A 19,866-nucleotide genomic window follows, 5' to 3' on the forward strand; every position below is an offset into this window, starting at 1 on the left:
GTTGGGCGACCGCAGCGATTGGTGCATGATGCCGGGTAAGGCACAGATCGAGAACACTCATGCTGGACGAGCTACTGCATCGGGTAAGTAACCACACACCGCGAACGCTGGAGACCGACCGACGTTTCCCCGAGGCCGCCGTACTGGTGCCCATCACCCGCAGTGACGAGCCGGAACTGCTGCTGACCCTGCGTGCCAGCGGGCTTTCGACCCATGGCGGCGAAGTCGCTTTCCCCGGTGGCCGGCGCGACCCCGACGACCCTGACCTGATTTTCACTGCCCTGCGCGAAGCCGAAGAAGAGATCGGCCTGCCGCCGGGGCTGGTCGAGGTGATCGGCCCCCTGAGCCCGCTCATCTCCCTGCATGGCATCAAGGTCACACCTTATGTCGGGGTGATTCCGGATTTCGTCGAATACCGGGCCAATGATGCTGAAATCGCTGCGGTATTCAGTGTGCCGCTGGAGTTCTTCCGCAAAGACCCTCGCGAACACACTCACCGCATCGATTACCAGGGCCGAAGTTGGTACGTGCCGAGTTATCGCTATGGCGAGTACAAGATCTGGGGGCTGACGGCGATCATGATCGTCGAGTTGATCAACTTGCTCTATGACGCGAAAATCAGCCTGCACCAACCGCCAAAAAGCTTTATCAATATCTGAAGCCATCATTCGAATGGTCAGAAAACACGATTGCCCAAGCCTTGAGGACAACTAGATGAAATACCGCCTGGGCGACGCCCGCGTCGAAACCCACCCGCAAAGCTGGGTCGCACCCAACGCCGTGCTGGTGGGCAAGGTCAAACTGGAAGAGGGCGCCAACGTCTGGTTCAACGCCGTATTGCGTGGCGACAACGAATTGATCCTGATCGGCAAAAACAGCAACGTTCAGGACGGCACGGTGATGCACACCGACATGGGCTACCCGCTGACCATCGGTACGGGCGTGACCATTGGCCATAACGCCATGCTGCATGGGTGCACCGTGGGCGATTACAGCCTGATCGGCATTAATGCGGTCATCCTCAATGGCGCAAAAATCGGCAAGAACTGCATCATCGGCGCCAATTCGCTGATCGGTGAGGGCAAGGAAATTCCGGATGGTTCGTTGGTAATGGGCTCGCCGGGTAAAGTCGTGCGCGAGCTGACTGAGCCGCAGAAGAAGATGCTCGAAGCCAGCGCCGCTCACTATGTGCATAACTCGCAGCGTTATGCCCGCGATCTGGTCGAGCAGGAAGAATGACCACGCCAGAACGCCCGGTGCCATCGCCCTGCGTGAATATTTGCGCGCTGGACGACGATGACATCTGCACCGGTTGCCAGCGCACGGTGGAGGAAATCACCCGCTGGAGCCGGATGGACAACGAAGAGCGCCGCAAGGTGTTGGGGTTGTGTCATGAACGGGCGAAGTCGAGTGGGTTGGTGTGGATGATCGAGGCAAAGCCGCGGTTGTAGGAGCGAGCTTGCTCGCGATGGACTCAAGAACACCGCGGGGAACCAGACTCAACGCATTATCGTTATCGACCATCGCGAGCAGGCTCGCTCCTACAGTATCCTGTGCGGCAAATTCACAGGTACTTCCAAGCCCATGCTCTTCCTGATCGCCTACATCAGCAGCGTCGTGCTGATCAATTACGCCTTTTCCGCCGCCCCGGACCTGGACATCATCTGGTCAGCCTGGGGCGGTTTGGTGTTCGTGCTGCGCGACATGGTGCAAACCCGCTTCGGCCACGGCGCGATTGCGGCGATGCTGGCGGCGCTGGTGCTTTCCTATGTGACATCCGACCCGTCTATCGCTCTTGCCAGCGCCATGGCCTTCGCGGTGTCCGAGTGCATTGACTGGTTGGTATTCAGCGTCACCCAGCGTCCGCTGCACGACCGCCTGTGGATAAGTTCAGCGCTGAGCATCCCCCTCGATACCTTTATCTTCTTCGGCATGATCGGCGCACTGACCCCCGGCGTGCTCGTCACCGCCCTGGGCTCGAAGTTCGCCGGTGTGACTGCGGTGTGGCTGATCATGGCCTGGCGCTTGCGCAAACAGGCTGTCGTCAGCTGAAGCCAAACCCTCTGGTTCATGTAAAATGCCGCGCTTTCTCCCCATGGGAAGTGCGCTTCCCTCGATGATCCGCTCCTTGAGGACCTTCAGATGACCCGTATCGGAACTCCATTGTCGCCCACCGCGACCCGCGTATTGATGTGTGGCTGTGGCGAGTTGGGCAAGGAAGTGGTGATCGAGCTGCAACGCCTGGGCGTTGAAGTAATTGCCGTGGACCGCTACGCCAACGCGCCGGCCATGCAGGTTGCCCACCGCAGCCACGTGATCAATATGCTCGATGGCGCCGCCCTGCGTGCGGTGATCGAAGCCGAGAAGCCGCACTTCATCGTGCCGGAAATCGAAGCTATTGCCACCGCAACCCTGGTGGAACTGGAAGCCGAAGGCTTCACCGTGATCCCTACCGCGCGTGCCACCCAGCTGACCATGAACCGCGAAGGCATCCGTCGTCTGGCCGCCGAAGAGCTGGACCTGCCGACCTCGCCGTACCACTTCGCCGACACCTTCGAGGACTACAGCAAGGCCGTCGAAGACCTAGGTTTCCCGTGCGTGGTCAAGCCGGTCATGAGTTCGTCGGGTAAAGGCCAGAGCCTGTTGCGCAGCGTCGATGACGTGAAGAAGGCCTGGGATTACGCCCAGGAAGGCGGCCGCGCCGGCAAAGGCCGGGTGATCATCGAAGGCTTTATCGATTTCGATTACGAAATCACCCTGCTGACCGTGCGTCACATCGGCGGCACTACGTTCTGCGCGCCAGTCGGCCACCGTCAGGAGAAGGGCGACTACCAGGAATCCTGGCAGCCACAAGCCATGAGCCCGATTGCGCTGGCTGAGTCCGAGCGTGTTGCCAAAGCTGTCACCGAAGCACTCGGTGGCCGTGGCCTGTTTGGCGTCGAACTGTTCATCAAAGGTGATCAGGTGTGGTTCAGCGAAGTGTCGCCGCGCCCGCACGATACCGGTCTGGTGACGTTGATCTCCCAGGACCTGTCGCAATTCGCCCTGCACGCGCGGGCGATTCTCGGCCTGCCGATCCCATTGATCCGTCAGTTCGGGCCATCGGCCTCGGCGGTGATTCTGGTGGAGGGGCAATCGACCCAAACGGCTTTCGCCAATCTTGGTGCCGCGTTGAGCGAGCCGGACACGGCGCTGCGTCTGTTCGGCAAGCCTGAAGTGAACGGCCAGCGCCGGATGGGCGTCGCCCTGGCGCGCGACGAGTCGATCGAAGCCGCTCGCGCCAAGGCCACCCGTGCGTCGCAGGCGGTTGTCGTCGAGTTGTAAAAACACCTTTAGCGGGCCTATACCTTCAAGGAACGGGCTCGCCATGTTGACCTGTAGGAGCGAGGCTTGCCCGCGAAGGCGATTTCATATCCAGCATCATTGTTGATCATGACATCGCCTTCGCGGGCAAGCCTCGCTCCTACAAGGGGTTCCCGTACGACCCCTTCATTAATGCTTCAGGCCTGTACCCATGAATTCGCAAAGCATCATCGTCCCGAAAATCTCCACCCTGCCGGTGCACGAACCCCGGGCCCGGGCGATTGTGCGTTGGCTGGTGCGCAAGAACATCATCCAGGAAGAGCTGACCACCTGCGGCCGCACCGGCAATCGCATGGCCCACGCCCTCGCCGAGGGTGCCCGTGCCGTGGTCCTGCACCCGGAAGCCCTGCCATTCGGCGAGCCGATCAATGGCCTGGAAATCGTCACCAAGCGCTGCATCTATACGCCGGCCAAGGGTTTTTTGGGCGAGGCGGGTTGCGCGGAGTGCCGCAAGGAAATCGGCGAAGCACTGTTTGAAAGCCTGGAAGACTGGATGCCGGGGCGCACCGATAACTTCACTTGCCCGGAATGCGGGCACGAAGATGACATCAACGGCTTCCTGTTTCTGCAGGAATGCGGCTTTTCCAACCTGGGGTTCATTTTCAACAACTGGGCCGAGGCCGGGTTCAGGCAGAGCTTTCTCGACGAGTTCGCCGATTGGCTCGATCTGCCCGTCAGCTGGATCAAAGTCGAACTCTGATTTTGATTTGTAGGAGCGAGGCTTGCCCGCGAAGGCATCGCTGCGGTACTCAAATGCACCGAGTCGACGCCTTCGCGGGCAAGCCTCGCTCCTACGGGATTTGTGTCGCAAAACCCCCGTCGATCACTGCATCGATAATAGACAGAGTTTTACATTGAACCCGAGGGGGTGTCTGACTATAATGGCGCGCTTCCATTTTCCCGCTCGGGAGCCCCCGCGATGCTGCGTATCAGCCAAGAAGCTCTGACATTCGACGACATTCTCCTAGTGCCCGGTTATTCCGAGGTGCTTCCTAACGAAGTCAGTCTCAAGACCCGCCTTACCCGTGGCATCGAGCTGAATATTCCACTGGTTTCCGCCGCTATGGACACCGTCACTGAAGCCCGTCTGGCAATCGCCATGGCTCAGGAAGGTGGCATCGGCATCATCCACAAGAACATGACCATCGAGCAGCAAGCTGCCGAAGTCCGCAAGGTCAAGAAGTTCGAAGCCGGCGTCGTCAAGGACCCGATTACCATCGAGGCTGACGCCACGGTTCGTGACCTGTTCGAACTGACCCGCATGCACAACATTTCCGGCGTTCCGGTGCTGCACGATGGCGACCTGGTCGGCATCGTCACTTCCCGTGACGTGCGCTTCGAAACCCGTCTGGAAGCCACCGTACGTGAAGTCATGACGCCTAAAGAGCGTCTGGTCACCGTACGCGAAGGCGCCAACAAGAACGAAGTCCGCGAGTTGCTGCACAAGCACCGCCTGGAAAAAGTCCTGATCGTCGACGACAAGTTTGCCCTCAAAGGCATGATGACCGTCAAAGACATCGAAAAAGCCAAGGCTTACCCGCTGGCCAGCAAGGACGATCAAGGTCGTCTGCGTGTTGGCGCTGCGGTCGGCACCGGTAAAGACACCGGTGATCGCGTCGCTGCCCTGGTCAATGCCGGCGTTGATGTGGTGGTGGTCGACACCGCTCACGGTCACTCCAAAGGCGTGATCGACCGCGTTCGCTGGGTCAAACAGAACTTCCCTGAAGTGCAGGTCATCGGCGGCAACATCGCCACCGGCGCTGCCGCCAAGGCCCTGGCCGAAGCTGGCGCTGACGCCGTCAAGGTCGGTATCGGCCCTGGCTCGATCTGCACCACCCGTATCGTCGCTGGTGTCGGCGTCCCGCAAATCAGTGCCATCGCCAACGTTGCCGCTGCCCTCGAAGGCACCGGCGTTCCGTTGATCGCCGACGGCGGCATCCGTTTCTCCGGTGACCTGTCCAAGGCCATCGTTGCCGGTGCTTCCTGCGTGATGATGGGCTCGATGTTCGCCGGTACTGAAGAAGCGCCGGGCGAGATCGAACTGTTCCAGGGTCGTTCGTACAAGGCTTACCGCGGCATGGGTTCGCTGGGCGCCATGTCCCAGGCTCAAGGTTCCTCCGACCGTTACTTCCAGGACTCTTCAGCGGGTGCCGAGAAGCTGGTTCCGGAAGGCATCGAAGGGCGTGTCCCGTACAAGGGCAGCCTGAGCGCCATCATCCATCAACTGATGGGCGGCCTGCGTTCCTCGATGGGTTACACCGGCAGTGCCGACATCGAAGAGATGCGCACCAAGCCTGAGTTCGTGCGGATCACCGGCGCAGGCATGGCCGAGTCCCACGTTCACGACGTGCAGATCACCAAAGAAGCGCCAAACTACCGCGTAGGTTGAGCCTTCAAGCAATAAGTTAAGCAACCGGGGCTGTTCGATTCAGCCCCGAGTTGTTTCTGAATCACGACTGTTTCTGAATGACTTAGACGAGACTGAATCATGGCCCTCGATATTCACGCCCACCGCATCCTGATCCTCGACTTCGGTTCCCAATACACCCAACTGATCGCCCGCCGAGTGCGTGAAATCGGCGTGTACTGCGAACTGCACCCGTTCGACATGGACGAAGATGCGATCCGCGAATTCGCTCCTAAAGGTGTCATCCTCGCCGGCGGCCCCGAGTCCGTACACGAAGCCAACAGCCCACGTTGCCCGCAAGCGGTTTTCGACCTGGGCGTACCGGTCTTCGGTATCTGCTACGGCATGCAGACCATGGCCGAGCAACTGGGTGGCAAGGTTGAAGGTTCCGAACTGCGTGAGTTCGGTTACGCCCGTGTTGACGTGGTTGGCAAGAGCCGCCTGCTCGACGGCATCGAAGACCACATCGACGCCGACGGCCTGTTCGGCCTCGATGTATGGATGAGCCACGGTGACAAGGTCACCAAGATGCCGGAAGACTTCCACATCCTGGCCAGCACCCCAAGCTGCCCGATCGCCGGTATGTTCAACGACGATCGCGGCTATTACGGCGTGCAGTTCCACCCGGAAGTGACCCACACCAAGCAGGGCGGTCGCATCCTGTCGCGCTTCATCCTCGACATCTGCGGCTGTGAAGCCCTGTGGACCCCGTCGAAGATTGCTGAAGACGCCATCGCCCAGGTTCGCGCCCAGGTCGGTACCGACAACGTATTGCTCGGTCTGTCCGGCGGTGTGGATTCGTCGGTCGTTGCCGCGCTGCTGCACAAAGCCATTGGCGACCAGCTGACCTGCGTCTTTGTCGACAACGGCCTGCTGCGTCTGCACGAAGGCGAGCAAGTGATGGCCATGTTCGCCGAGAACATGGGCGTCAAAGTGATCCGCGCCAACGCCGAGGAGCAGTTCCTCAACAACCTGGCTGGCGAAAGCGACCCAGAGAAAAAGCGCAAGATCATCGGCCGTACCTTCATCGACGTGTTCGATGCCCAGTCCAACAAACTGGACAACATCAAGTACCTCGCCCAAGGCACCATCTACCCGGACGTGATCGAGTCGGCTGGCGCCAAAAGCGGCAAGGCCCACGTGATCAAGTCGCACCACAACGTGGGTGGCTTGCCGGAAGAAATGAACCTGAAACTGGTCGAGCCTCTGCGCGAACTGTTCAAGGACGAAGTGCGTCGTCTGGGCCTGGAACTCGGCCTGCCGTACGACATGGTCTACCGTCACCCGTTCCCGGGCCCGGGCCTGGGCGTGCGCATCCTGGGTGAAGTGAAAAAGGAATACGCCGACCTGTTGCGTCGTGCTGACCACATCTTCATCGAAGAACTGCGCAAGGCCGACTGGTACCACAAAGTCAGCCAGGCATTCGTCGTGTTCCAGCCGGTGAAATCGGTTGGCGTTGTTGGGGATGGCCGCCGTTACGCCTGGGTCGTTGCCCTGCGTGCCGTGGAAACCATCGACTTCATGACCGCGCGTTGGGCGCACCTGCCTTACGAACTGCTGGAAACCGTCAGCGGCCGCATCATCAATGAAATCGAAGGCATCTCCCGCGTCACTTACGACGTGTCGAGCAAGCCGCCGGCGACTATTGAGTGGGAATGATTGGGCGCAAGCCTTGATGGCTTGACCGCTGCAATAGTAAAAGCCGTGTGAAATTCGTTTCACACGGCTTTTTCGTTTCCGGGTTATAGCGGGCGTGACCAGCCGGCCAACCTCAACCCCATATCATCCAGTCCCTGCAACAGCTCTTTGATACTGTCATAGCGTTTACCGCTGACCGAAGGCCAGTTAGGGCGTTCGATGTAGTAACGACCGGCATCGGTCTCGATGAGGGTGCGTACCAGTTCTTTGCTGCGACTGCGGTGTACCAGATACGTCATGCGAGGTTGCAGTTTCAGGGTGTACATACCGTAGCGTGGCAACAGGGCTTCGATCTCCGACATGGTCTGCGCTCTCCATGGCGCTTCCACTTGCAGGCGCAAGTCGCCTCTGACCAGTGCGGCGCGATCCATTACGCCATTGCCTGTGGGCAGAATTTTGCCCGGATCAACCTCGATGCCACTGGAGGCACCCTCGGCGACGTCTTCAACGCGAATGCCGATGGCTTCTTCCAGTTCACTGACACCGGCAACGCCTTCAAAAGTGTTGGAGTGAGAGTTGCCCATCAGCGCCACCCATTTGTGCGCACCGCGTACAGCCTGGTCGGTACGAATGATCGATCTGGCGAAGTAGTTCATCATTTTTTGTCGCGCCGTTTCGTCGACGATGCGTTCCTGGCCCGAAATAATGTCCATGCCATTGAGTCGGTAGCTCGCCATGCAATCGATGGCTTGCACGTGGACCCCTTGTTTTCCGGCTTCCCGGACCACTTGAAGAAAGGTATCGCGCCCCAGCGGATCGGTTATGTTTCCGGTATCGAGCGCCTTAAGGTAGCTCTCCAGTTCCTTTGGCATGACCCCGGTTCGCGCGAAAGAATCCAGCGCCGCCTGATGGAAGTCGGTCAGCAAGTGTTCCATGTAAAGCGTCTTCACGTTTTTGCTGGCCAGCAGCTCCATGTTCTCGATCAGCCATTGCTTGCTGCCGATGCCGTCGTGACTTTCACCAATCACCAGCCCGCGAGCATTTTCGAGGGTTTTTTCGATGATTTCCTCGGCGCTGGCGGCGGGCTCAAGCTGTGGGACGGGTGGTCTTGCCGGCAGAACGAGGTTCTTGTAAAAACCGATAGCATCCCGATAAAGGCGCTTCCTGATGGCCTTGAAATCCCGGTAGGGATCGAACGCGTGCATGCTGTCGTAGACATCCCGTAGCGCATCATCGTTGCGCCCGGCCGCGCCCTCTTCCAGGTCGGGTTTCAGTTGGCCTGGCACATCATAGTCCGTGGCCGGCAGCGGGGTCGTGGCGGCTCGGTCGACAAAGCGAATGGGAGCAACGGGTGTCTTGCCGCCACCCATGAGCCCATTGCGTGACACCGTTTCCCATTCCCCTTCGGCGTTGAGTCGTACAGGAATCGAACCCGAGAAGCTTTCGGGATTGGCCGGGTCGATGATCGCCCAATGCCCGCCGCCGTTTATATCGGTTTCATAGCGGACGTGGTAGGCGGTGTCGTTCATCAGGATGGCGGCTGAAGGGTTAGCGTTGAGTCGATAGATACCCTGGAATTTTCCGGGCTCACTACCCGGTGTTGCGCCTTCGAGCAGTTCATTGGCTTGCCAGTGGTCTGGCACCACGGGGTGCTGTTCTATTTCAGTGAGTGTGGACCAGCCCATTGGCCGCATGCCCCTTGCGGTCAGTGCCTGTTTCAGTTCATCGAAGTCATCCACGGTCATGGATTCGTAGGCCGGCCTGAGTGGGGTATCCAGGTTGAGCCTGCCGCCGGGTGTCAGCCTGATGACGCTGTCAGCCAATCGGTTTTGCGCATTGCGATAGACCACCAGACAGCTGCTTCTGTAGCGCTGAAAGGTGAACATGCCGGGCTCCGGCAATAGCGCCCTGAGGTCTTGCGGGGATCTGTAGGCCCACGGGGATTGCACCTGCACGCGCCAATCGCCTTTGATCAGCGCCAGGGTGTTCATGGGGTCGGTAAGGTCTGGCGACGCCTCGACCGGGGCGTCCGGATAATCCGCGTATTCCACGGCTAATCCGGGATCGGAACTGATGGGTTGCGCCTGACCCGGAGGCACATCATCGATACGGATGCTCAGAGCGTCGGTCTGCTCACTGATGCCTTGGTAGCCTCTGAAACGGGTCATGTTTTCCTGATTGACCAAGGCAACCCATTTGGCCGGGCCCTTCAATTGTTCATTGAACTGAATAACCTCGCTGGCAAAAAAACTCCTGGCCATCTGACTGTTCGGTACCTGGCTCAGGGCGTCTTTGTTGATGTTGTAGGTCGTCGTCATATCGATGGCTTGAACCCGGATACGCTGGGCGTTGGCAGCCTTGACCAGTGCCAGGAGACTGGATTTGCCTTCCGGGTCGTTGCCGGCCTTGAAGTCGAGTTTCTTCAGGTAACTCTCAAGCTCCTCGGGCATTTCACCGGTTCGCGCAAAAGCGTCCAGTTCGCCTTGATTAACGTTGGCCAGCAGCTCCTGCAGGTACAACGTCTTGACCCCGCGCCGGGCTAATACAGGCATGTTTTCGATCAGGAATTGTTTGCTGCCGATACTCCCGTAATGCTCACCCACGACCAGTCCCGGTTTCGTATCAAGTGCTGTTTCGAGCAATTCGGCAGGCGTATTGATCTGTGCCGTTGACGCTACTGTCAGGCGTGGAGTGGCTGGATGAAGCTCGTAATAGGCGTTTGCGTCGCTGATGAGGATTCTTCGAGGCTCTTCTTGAGCCAGGTCGAACTCACTTAAAGAGAGGGTTTGCTCGTTGAAATTGGGCGCGAGGAGGTGGGGTGGTCTGACCGCGTCGGCATCGGCCCCGAGTACGCTGCGCACATCCACTCCGCCGATTGTCCATACCCTGCGGAACAGGCCATGAACGTCAGCCCCACCGAGCGCCCAGTTCCTCATTTCCGGATCTTCGAGCCCGGGTACAGTAACGCCCGGCGAGCGCGCCCATTCCTCGACGACGGGCTGACTGGCTGCGCCTTCGGCAGAAACCGCTGATAGGTCCATGCCGCCCCTGAGCCCCAGTCGAGGGGCGATCTCCCATTTGCCTGCGGCGTTCAGGCGTACAGGAATCGAACCGGAGAAGGCATTGGGATTGGCAGGGTCGATGATCGCCCAGGTGCCGGGACCGTTGAGGTTCTTTTCAAAGCGCACGTAATAGGCAGCGTCGTTCAGGGGGATTGCGGTCGACAGGCTGGACGGGAGTCGATGGATGCCCTGGAATTTTCCTGGCTCACGGACCAGCGTTTCCACGCCGAGGCGCTCATCGATCTTGAAGGCATCAGGTATTGAGGAAGTTGTGGGGGATAACTGCGGGTCCTCGTCCAATTCCTCGACCAGGCGTTCATCCGACAAGTCGATGCCTTGGGACGGTTTTGTGCTTTCAATGAGTTCGGCCATTTCCGTCGCTTCGGCCACATCAATCTCCGGGCCGATTTCTTGTAATGAGCCCGGCCCCTTGAGAACCAGCAGGTTAAACAACAAATCAATGCCGCTGAATACGGCCCCCAAGACGCCGGCCTTGCGCTCTGCGGCGGTTTTGCCGTTTACAGCCTGATCAATGTTCAAGCCCAGGTTGACGATGCTGGCACCGATCAGCGGCAAAGCGATCGGCCACCCGACGACCGCCATCGGGCCGAACACTTTCACGCCTGCACTGAGATAGCCGATCCAGAGTTTTTCCCGTAAATCGCCATTGGAGGTCAATGAGAGCGCGGCCTCCGCAAACATCGCGTCTTTGGTCGAATCACGCAGCCAACTGAAGGCGTCGCCGGTGATGATCTGGTTTTTCTGGTTGATGAGGTGATGGTCGTACTTGCCCCAGGTGCTGACCAACCGGTTCATGAGGTCGGTGATGTTTTCGGCGACAGCCTGACGATCGGCCAGGGAAAAATGCGTCATGAATGCCTGGCGTGCGTCCTCCTTGTTCATGTGCTGCAACATCCAGTAGTGCATGTCCGTGGCGGTTTCCAGCACCTGGAAGGCATTGGTTTCACCGGGCAGGTAAACAATCTGTCGGCCTTTGGGCGCTACAAAGCGAAGAATATTGGTGGCGACGTAGCCATCGACATCCAGCGTTCGAACGCTGTCAGGGGCCGGGTGTTGTGCTTGCAACAACTGCAAACTGACCGGCCAGGTGATCGGGCCGATGACCGCATGGGAGACGAACTGGAAGTCCTCGTCGCTCAACTGGCGCTTGTCCCGTGCCTGTACGGCTTTGATCAGGAAATTGCACTTGGCCAGCGTGCGAAAGTCGGCACCGGATTTATCCCAGTACGCCGTCAGCTTTTCGGAGTACAGCGCACTGAAATCGATGCTCCAGAAATCCTTCAGCACCTCGTGGCCGTGCAGGCGCACTTCGTTGGTTTCATTGAAGGTGCCGGCGTTGGGACCTGCGGTGTAGAAACCTGCGTAGACATCCAGCAGGTCGGCGTTGTCCTGGTCGGCGGCACGGAAGCGGTGGATCACCAGTTGCGTCAGCGTCATGGTCGAGGTCGGGGTTGCCTTGACATGCTCCCAACCGGTGAACGCTTTCGTGCTGCTTTGCGACGCGTCAAAGCGGTGGAAGTAGACCTTGTCCGGATCGAGGCCGGTGATGTCGTACTTTTTCAGCAGGTCGCTGGCGACGTCATGGGCCGTGTCTTGCAGGCTGGGGCAGGTCTGGATGACGGTGGTGGCGATGGCCTTGAGGGCGGCCTTGTCGGCGGCATTGGGCAATGGGCGTGATTCTGTCGGGTTCATGCGCTCTCTGTCCTTGAGAAGTGGGCATTGACGATGACCGGTTTTTTCAAGGCATGTGCACTACATAGTTATGCCTGTGGAAGATCTGCGACCCCAGGTCGCCCTTACTGTTTCGCAACCGCAGGTGTATCGTATTCGCCTTTTGCGGGCCTTGGGCCTGTCGCTGATACGTGAGGTAGTTGAGTTCATGTCCTTTACCCGTCGACAAATACTCGGTGGTCTGGCCGGTCTTGTGGTGGTTGGCGTGGGGGCCGGTGGCGCGTCGCGTTACTGGCTGGGCAAGATGGCCGATGCTGATGAGGCCGGCCACGACTATGAGCTGATTGCCGCACCGCTGGACGTCGAGTTGGTGGCCGGGCACAAGACCCCGGCCTGGGCCTTCGGCCCGTCGGCACCAGGCACCGAACTTCGGGTGCGTCAGGGGGAATGGCTGCGGGTGCGATTCATCAACCACCTGCCGGTCGCCACCACCATTCACTGGCACGGCATCCGCCTGCCGCTGGAAATGGACGGCGTGCCTTACGTGTCGCAACTGCCGGTGCTGCCGGGTGAATACTTCGACTACAAATTCCGCGTGCCGGACGCGGGCAGCTACTGGTATCACCCTCACGTGAACAGCAGCGAAGAACTCGGTCGTGGTCTGGTCGGGCCGCTGATCATCGAAGAGCGCGAGCCTGCCGGTTTCAAGTACGAGAAAACCTTGAGTCTCAAGAGTTGGCACGTCGATGAAGAAGGCGCTTTTGTCGCGTTCAGCGTACCTCGCGAAGCAGCCCGTGGCGGTACGGCGGGGCGTTTGTCGACCATCAACGGGGTCTCGCAAGCGGTGATCGACTTGCCTGCCGGGCAGATCACTCGCGTGCGTCTGCTTAACCTCGACAACACGCTGACTTATCGACTGAATATTCCGGGCGTCGAAGCGCAGATTTATGCGCTGGACGGCAACCCCATCGAGCCGCGACCGCTCGGCAAGGAATACTGGCTTGGCCCCGGCATGCGCATTTGCCTGGCGATCAAGGCCCCACCGGCTGGTGAAGAACTGGCCCTGCGCAACGGCCCCGTACGCTTGGGCACGTTTCGTTCGGTGGCCAACACCGATGCGCCGACCGACTGGCCGCCCGCGCTGCCCGCCAATCCGGTGGCCGAGCCGGACCTGGCCAATGCCGAGAAACTCAACTTCAATTTCGAATGGGTAGGCTCGGTGTCGGTGAATGTCGACAACGGCAAGCCACCGAGCCTGTGGCAGATCAACGGCAAGGCCTGGGACATCACCGACAAGACCTGCGCCGACCGCCCGATTGCCAAACTCGAAAAGGGCAAGAGCTACATTTTCGAATTGAAGAACATGACTCAGTATCAACACCCGATTCACCTGCACGGCATGAGCTTCAAGGTCATCGCCTCGAACCGGCACAAGGTCATTCCGTACTTCACCGACACCTATCTGCTGGGCAAGAACGAGCGCGCGCAAGTGGCGCTGGTGGCGGATAACCCCGGCGTGTGGATGTTCCATTGCCATGTGATCGATCACATGGAAACCGGCCTGATGGCCGCCATCGAGGTGGCGTGATGCGCCAGATACGTCCCGCTACCATCATCGACCGCAGCCGTGATCAAGACTTCATGCGCGAAGCGCTGGCCCTCGCTGCCCAAGGCGCGGCCCTCGGCGAAGTGCCGGTAGGCGCGGTGCTGGTGCAGGACGGTGAAATCATCGGGCGTGGCTTCAACTGCCCGATCATCGGTAACGACCCGAGCGCCCACGCCGAAATGGTCGCGATCCGCGCGGCCGCCCAGGCCGTCAGCAACTATCGCCTGCCGGGCAGTACGCTGTACGTGACGCTGGAACCGTGCAGCATGTGCGCCGGGCTGATCGTGCATTCGCGGATTGCGCGGGTGGTGTACGGCGCGCTGGAGCCGAAAGCGGGGATCGTACAAAGCCAGGGACAGTTTTTTACCCAGGGCTTTTTGAATCATCGGGTGCTGTATGACGGCGGGGTGTTGGCGGAGGAGTGTGGGGCGGTGTTGAGCGAATTCTTCAAGGCTCGACGCGCGAGCCGGGAGTGAGATCAAAAGATCGCAGCCTTCGGCAGCTCCTACAGGGATCAATGTAGGAGCTGCCGAAGGCTGCGATCTTTTGATCTTGCTTTATTTGCGGGCCACGAGGACTGCCCGCATTGGCGCTGGTAACCCTTCAACGGTCTTGCTGTGATCTTGCGGATCAAGGAAATCACTCAACGACTGATACTTCATCCACTCCGTCCCGCGCTGTTCCTCGACCGTGGTCACGCTCACGTCCACGCATTTCACATCGGTGAAGCCCGCACGCCGTAGCCACAATTCCAGCGCCGGCACCGACGGCAGGAACCACACATTACGCATCTGCGCATAACGGTCTTCCGGCACCAGCACCTGATGCTTGTCGCCTTCGACCACCAGCGTTTCCAGCACTAACTCACCACCCTTGACCAGGCAGTCCTTCAGCGCCAGCAAATGCTCGATGGGTGAACGGCGGTGGTAGAACACGCCCATGGAAAACACCGTGTCGAACCCTTCGAGATTCGGCGGCAAGTCTTCGAAAGGAAACGGCAGGTGCCAGGCATTGGGCTCCGAGAGGTAACGCTGCACCGCCTGGAACTGGCAGAAGAACAGCCAGTTCGGATCGACACCGATCACGCTGTCCGCGCCGGCACCGAGCATGCGCCACATGTAGTAGCCGTTACCGCAGCCGACATCGAGGATGCGCTTGCCCTTGAGGTCCAGATGCGGCGCGACCCGCGACCATTTCCAGTCCGAGCGCCATTCGGTGTCGACGTGCACGCCGAACAGGTCGAACGGCCCTTTGCGCCATGGCGACAAGCCCATCAACGCGGTGCGCATTTGCGCACGGGTTTCATCGTCGCAATCGGTGTCCAGTTTCAGACCGTTCAACAGGTCGACTTCAGTCGGCTGGATTTTCGGCAAGGCGTCCAGCGCGCTTTGCCAGCGTTCCAGGTCGCCGTGACCCTTTTCCATTTTCTTGTCGAGTTGCGCCTGCAGGGTGTTGGCCCAATCGGCCAGCGGCGTGCCAGCCAGACGGCGGGCGAGGGGGTACAGATCAATCATGGCAAGGCAATCAACGAGGCAAAGTTAAGACACTGGAACCACGGCACGACTTTCGAGAACCCGGCGGCCAACAGGCGTTCGCGGTGTTCTTCAAGGCTGTCGGGCTTCATGACGTTTTCGATGGCGCTGCGCTTCTGGGCGATTTCCAGTTCGCTGTAGCCGTTGGCGCGTTTGAAGGCGATGTGCAGGTCGGTGAGCAACGCGTGCTCCTGCTCGTCTTCAAAGCGCAGTTTTTCCGAGAGGATCAGCGCACCGCCGGGCAGCAGCGATTGGCGGATGCGGCTGAGCAATGCCGTGCGCTGATCAGGGGCGATGAATTGCAGGGTGAAATTCAGCGCCACCACCGAGGCCGGCTGGAATTGCAGCGCGAGAATGTCACCTTCGATCACCTCGACCGGCAGCAACTCCTGGAACATCGAGTCCTGACCGTTGAGGTATTCGCGGCAGCGCTCGACCATCGCCGCAGAGTTATCCACAGCGATGACGCGGCAACCGTCGGTGCGCACGTGACGGCGCAATGCCTGGGTCACGGCACCGAGGGACGAACCCAGGTCGTAGAGCACGCTATTGGGCTGCGCGAACTGCGCGGCAAGCACGCCGAGGTTTTCGACAATGGTCGGATAACCTGGCACCGAGCGCTTGATCATGTCCGGGAACACCCGCACCACGTCCTCGTTAAAGGCGAAGTCAGGCACCTGGGCCAAAGGCTGGGCGAAAAGGCGATCGGGTTCTTTGCTCACGGCGGTTCCAGCGGCGTAGATGAAAAGGCCGGCATTTTAGCCAACTTGCGGCACGGATGCGCGGGTTGTCTGATAAAGCGCCAAATCAAAAAATCGCAGTGTGCGGCAGCTCCTGCATTGAAATGCGATCCATGTAGGAGCTGCCGCAGGCTGCGATCTTTTTCTCAAGCTGAACGCGGTGTCTGATCAAACGCCGAAGCAGTAATGCCCCATTGCCCCAGCCAGTAGCTGAGAATGATCACGTAAGCCGCCGCCTCGAACGGCACGACAAAGCGGCTGATACCAATCACGCTGTCGGAAAAAACAAACGCCACCGCCCCGGCGGCAGCCAACAGTGCCGAGCGTTTGGGCACATCGGTACCGACCCGGGCCAGTGCCCGCCAGAGCATGGCGCTGATCGCCAGGCCATAAACAATCACCGGAATCAGCAACGGTCCCAGCCCGTGAGAGATCAGAATCCCCAGCAATACGGCACCGACACTGAGGGCCAGGATCAGTGGCAATACCGCCAATCGCCGGCAATCGCTCAAATAGGCTTTCAGATAAGCCAAATGCGCGACCAGAAACGCCCCGAGCCCAAACACAAACAAATCCCCCGGCCACGCCAGCAATACGTCGCCGAGCAGGGAGAAAATCAAGCCGAGGCTGATCCAGCGCCGATATTCGCTGGGCGGCGCATCGTTCAGCCAGCCGAGCAGCGCCAGTACGGGCAGCGGCTTGACCAGCAGGCACAGCAGCGCGGCATGCACGCTGAGGCCGTAAAGGAACGTCACCGCGCCCATCAGCGCCAGAATCAGCCAGCCCACGGTCAGTTAACCGCGATGTCGCAGTCGAACGATTCCACCGGCAGCACTTCCGGCGCCCAAGGCTGCTGCGAGGTCAGGCGCAAACGCCCGGTGCCGCTGGCGAACGCTTGAAAACGCCAGGTCGACACGCCGGCCGCACCCACGACGCCGGCATCTTCCGGGTTTCGATATACCTCTGGGCCAAGCGCGCGCAACACACCACCGGCCGAATCCTGAATCGCCCAGCGGTAACCCGTGGTCGGATTGCTCGGCAGGGTCAGGATCAGGTTTTGCCCGCTGGCGAGTTGCACCGGGCATTCGCTTTGTTTTTCCACGGTCACGTTGTGCTTCGGTTGCGTGGCGCAAGCGGCCAGCAGCGAGAGGGCGAGGGGGACAAACAGGCGAGTGGGGGACATAAGGTCAGTGGCTCCGGCATTCACGACGAACGGCGAGCATAACCGAGATGAGACAAAGTGTGACAGCCAGCGGAGGCAGGTGGTGGCCGGGCCAACGCATTCGCGGGTAAGCCTCGCTCCTACAGGTTTGATGCAACCTTGTAGGAGCGAGGCTTGCCCGCGAATGCGATATTACTGGCGCTACATCACTGTCAGAACAACACCTTCGCCACATCCGCAAACCGCTTGGCAAAGTGCGCCGTAATCCCTTCCTTCAGGTACTCCGGCAATTCCTCGAAGTTACCCCGGTTCGCCTCCGGCAAGATCAGCTCGAAAATCTTCTGCCGCCGCGCCGCGATGACTTTTTCGCGCACGCCACCAATCGGCAGTACGTGCCCGGTCAGCGTCAATTCGCCGGTCATGGCCACGCCTTTTTTCGGTGGCTGGTTGCGCGCGAGCGAGAGCAGGGCGCTGGCCATGGTCACGCCGGCGCTCGGGCCGTCTTTCGGCGTGGCGCCTTCCGGTACGTGCAAGTGCACGAAGGCTTCGTCGAAGAATTTCGGATCGCCACCAAACGACTTCAGATTGGAGCTGACGTAGCTGTAGGCGATTTCTGCCGACTCTTTCATCACGTCACCCAGTTGCCCGGTGAGTTTGAAACCGCGGTTGAGGGTGTGGATGCGGGTTGCTTCGATTGGCAGGGTCGCGCCGCCCATGCTGGTCCAGGCCAGGCCGGTGATGACGCCCGTTCCGGACAGCACTTGCTCGTTGCGGAATACCGGTTTGCCCAGCGAGGTTTCGAGGTCTTTCGGACCGAGCTTGATCATTGCGTTCGGGTCGTCGAGCAGTTTCATCACCGCTTTGCGCACCAGTTTGCCAAGGTTTTTCTCCAGCTGACGCACACCGGCCTCGCGAGCATAACCATCGATCAGCGCTTTAAGTGCGCTGTCGCTGATGCTAAGGCTGGTTTTCGACACGCCGGCCTTTTCAAGCTGTTTCGGCCACAGGTGGCGCTTGGCGATGGCGACTTTTTCTTCGGTGATGTAACCCGACAGGCGGATGATTTCCATGCGGTCCATCAACGGACCGGGAATCGAATCCAGGGTGTTGGCGGTGCAAATGAACAGGACTTTCGACAGGTCCATGCGCAGGTCGAGATAGTGGTCGAGGAATTCGACGTTCTGTTCCGGGTCGAGGGTTTCCAGCAGCGCCGAGGCCGGGTCGCCCTGGTAGCTTTGGCCCATCTTGTCGATTTCGTCGAGCATGATTACCGGGTTCATCACTTCGACGTCTTTCAACGCCTGCACCAGCTTGCCCGGTTGCGCGCCGATGTAAGTGCGGCGGTGGCCCTTGATCTCGGCTTCGTCGCGCATGCCGCCGAGGCTGAAGCGGTAGAACGGCCGGCCGAGGGATTCGGCGATGGATTTACCGACGCTGGTTTTACCCACGCCCGGTGGCCCCACCAGCAACACGATGGAACCGCTGATCTCGCCTTTGTAGGCACCGACCGCGAGGAATTCGAGGATGCGGTCCTTGATGTCATCCAGGCCTGCGTGGTGTTTGTCGAGCACTTTGCGCGCGTGCTTGAGGTCGAGTTTATCCTCGCCATACACACCCCACGGCACCGAGGTTGCCCAGTCGAGGTAGTTGCGGGTGACCGCATACTCCGGCGATCCGGTTTCGAGGATCGACAGTTTGTTCATCTCTTCTTCGATGCGCTTCTGCGCTTGCGGCGACAGCACCTTGCCGGTCAGCCGTTGTTCGAACTGTTCGAGGTCGGCGCTGCGGTCGTCCTTGGTCAGACCGAGTTCTTGCTGGATAACCTTTAGTTGTTCCTTGAGGAAAAACTCGCGCTGATGCTCGCCGATCTTGCGGTTTACTTCAGCGGAAATTTCTTTTTGCAGGCGCGCGACTTCGACTTCCTTGCGCAGCATCGGCAGGACTTTTTCCATGCGCTTGAGCATCGGCACGCAATCGAGCACTTCTTGCAGCTCACTGCCTGTCGCCGACGTGAGGGCGGCGGCGAAGTCGGTCAGCGGCGATGGGTCGTTGGGGCTGAAGCGGTTGAGGTAGTTCTTCAGCTCTTCGCTGTACAGCGGGTTGAGCGGCAACAGTTCCTTGATCGCATTGATCAGCGCCATGCCGTAGGCCTTGACCTCGTCGGTCGGCTCGGTGGGCTGGTGCGGGTATTCGACTTCCACCAGGTACGGTGGGCGGTGGTGCTTGAGCCAGGTTTTCAGGCGTACACGGGTCAGGCCTTGGGCGACGAATTGCAGTTTGCCGTTTTCGCGGCTGGCGTGGTGCACCTTGACCAGCGTGCCGTAGAGCGGCAGGGCTGAGGTATCGAAGTGGCGCGGGTCTTCCTGGGGCGTGTCCATGTAGAACAGGGCCAGGGACTGGTGATCGGATTTGCTGACCAGGTCGAGGGTTTCGGCCCACGGTTCTTCATTGACGATGACCGGCAGCACCTGCGCCGGGAAGAACGGTCGGTTGTGGATCGGGATGATATAGACCTTGTCCGGCAGGTTCTGGCCGGGTAAGGCGAGACCTTTGCCGGTGGTGTGATGCGGGGCTTTTTCCGGGTCGGCGTATTCGCTCGGGTCTTCGGGGAATTCTTGCTGGTCGCTCATGGGGCACCTGCGCAATGGGGTATGGGTCTTAGAT

Annotated in this window: 16 protein-coding genes; 10 read left to right on the forward strand and 6 right to left on the reverse strand. The window is 59.7% G+C overall.

Annotated elements, in window-relative coordinates; genetic code table 11:
- Positions 1-59: 59 nt before the first annotated feature.
- The 8 genes from KUF73_RS05230 (at position 60) to guaA (ending at position 7,429) form a co-directional block, all read left to right on the forward strand.
- Positions 60-659, forward strand: a complete 600-nt coding sequence (locus KUF73_RS05230; protein ID WP_218437000.1) for a CoA pyrophosphatase — start codon at positions 60-62, stop codon at positions 657-659.
- A 55-nt stretch (positions 660-714) separates the two neighbouring features.
- On the forward strand, positions 715-1,239 hold the full coding sequence (locus KUF73_RS05235; protein ID WP_007954617.1) for a gamma carbonic anhydrase family protein: 525 nt from the start codon (positions 715-717) through the stop codon (positions 1,237-1,239).
- Positions 1,236-1,451: a DUF1289 domain-containing protein gene (locus KUF73_RS05240; protein ID WP_218437001.1), complete on the forward strand. Its 216-nt coding sequence runs from the start codon at positions 1,236-1,238 to the stop codon at positions 1,449-1,451. Before KUF73_RS05235 ends, KUF73_RS05240 begins: the two co-directional genes overlap by 4 nt.
- A gap of 133 nt (positions 1,452-1,584) precedes the next feature.
- Positions 1,585-2,052, forward strand: a complete 468-nt coding sequence (locus KUF73_RS05245) for a preQ0 transporter (RefSeq protein WP_218437002.1) — start codon at positions 1,585-1,587, stop codon at positions 2,050-2,052.
- Between the two features lie 90 nt (positions 2,053-2,142).
- A complete protein-coding gene (gene purT / locus KUF73_RS05250) occupies positions 2,143-3,324 on the forward strand; it encodes a formate-dependent phosphoribosylglycinamide formyltransferase (RefSeq protein WP_218437003.1) in 1,182 nt (393 codons plus the stop codon).
- Positions 3,325-3,514: 190 nt separating this feature from the next.
- Positions 3,515-4,063, forward strand: coding sequence for a sugar ABC transporter ATPase (locus KUF73_RS05255; RefSeq protein ID WP_218437004.1), 549 nt, complete (start codon positions 3,515-3,517; stop codon positions 4,061-4,063).
- Between the two features lie 219 nt (positions 4,064-4,282).
- Complete coding sequence (gene guaB / locus KUF73_RS05260) at positions 4,283-5,752, forward strand: IMP dehydrogenase (RefSeq protein ID WP_017340298.1); 1,470 nt, start codon at positions 4,283-4,285, stop codon at positions 5,750-5,752.
- A 99-nt stretch (positions 5,753-5,851) separates the two neighbouring features.
- Positions 5,852-7,429, forward strand: a complete 1,578-nt coding sequence (gene guaA, locus KUF73_RS05265) for a glutamine-hydrolyzing GMP synthase (protein WP_218437005.1) — start codon at positions 5,852-5,854, stop codon at positions 7,427-7,429.
- Positions 7,430-7,512: 83 nt separating this feature from the next.
- Here the strand turns inward: guaA and KUF73_RS05270 are convergent, their stop codons facing one another.
- On the reverse strand, positions 7,513-12,183 hold the full coding sequence (locus tag KUF73_RS05270) for a membrane-targeted effector domain-containing toxin (protein WP_218437006.1): 4,671 nt from the start codon (positions 12,181-12,183) through the stop codon (positions 7,513-7,515).
- Between the two features lie 187 nt (positions 12,184-12,370).
- On the opposite strand from KUF73_RS05270, the gene KUF73_RS05275 reads away from it, so the two are divergent.
- Both KUF73_RS05275 and tadA read left to right on the forward strand, forming a co-directional pair.
- Positions 12,371-13,750 carry a multicopper oxidase family protein gene (locus KUF73_RS05275; RefSeq protein WP_218437007.1) on the forward strand — a complete coding sequence of 460 codons (1,380 nt, stop codon included), beginning with the start codon at positions 12,371-12,373 and terminating at the stop codon, positions 13,748-13,750.
- Positions 13,750-14,244: a tRNA adenosine(34) deaminase TadA gene (gene tadA, locus KUF73_RS05280; RefSeq protein WP_218437008.1), complete on the forward strand. Its 495-nt coding sequence runs from the start codon at positions 13,750-13,752 to the stop codon at positions 14,242-14,244. The genes KUF73_RS05275 and tadA overlap by 1 nt, the downstream gene beginning before the upstream one ends.
- Positions 14,245-14,325: 81 nt before the next feature.
- Here the strand turns inward: tadA and cmoB are convergent, their stop codons facing one another.
- The 5 genes from cmoB to lon all read right to left on the reverse strand — a co-directional run bounded on the left by cmoB (position 14,326) and on the right by lon (position 19,832).
- Entirely contained in the window at positions 14,326-15,282 is a 957-nt protein-coding gene (cmoB, locus tag KUF73_RS05285) for a tRNA 5-methoxyuridine(34)/uridine 5-oxyacetic acid(34) synthase CmoB (protein ID WP_218437009.1), read from the reverse strand.
- Positions 15,279-16,022: a carboxy-S-adenosyl-L-methionine synthase CmoA gene (gene cmoA / locus KUF73_RS05290; protein ID WP_218437010.1), complete on the reverse strand. Its 744-nt coding sequence runs from the start codon at positions 16,020-16,022 to the stop codon at positions 15,279-15,281. The genes cmoB and cmoA overlap by 4 nt, the downstream gene beginning before the upstream one ends.
- 164 nt (positions 16,023-16,186) lie before the next feature.
- Complete coding sequence (locus KUF73_RS05295) at positions 16,187-16,828, reverse strand: lysoplasmalogenase (protein WP_218437011.1); 642 nt, start codon at positions 16,826-16,828, stop codon at positions 16,187-16,189.
- Positions 16,829-16,830: 2 nt separating this feature from the next.
- Positions 16,831-17,223, reverse strand: coding sequence for a protease inhibitor I42 family protein (locus KUF73_RS05300; RefSeq protein WP_218437012.1), 393 nt, complete (start codon positions 17,221-17,223; stop codon positions 16,831-16,833).
- A gap of 191 nt (positions 17,224-17,414) precedes the next feature.
- Positions 17,415-19,832 (reverse strand): endopeptidase La, encoded by a 2,418-nt coding sequence (gene lon / locus KUF73_RS05305; RefSeq protein WP_218437013.1) that lies wholly within the window; start codon positions 19,830-19,832, stop codon positions 17,415-17,417.
- Positions 19,833-19,866 lie beyond the last annotated feature (34 nt).

Origin of the sequence: Pseudomonas sp. PD9R (genome assembly GCF_019200975.1) — a bacterium.
GTDB lineage: Bacteria > Pseudomonadota > Gammaproteobacteria > Pseudomonadales > Pseudomonadaceae > Aquipseudomonas.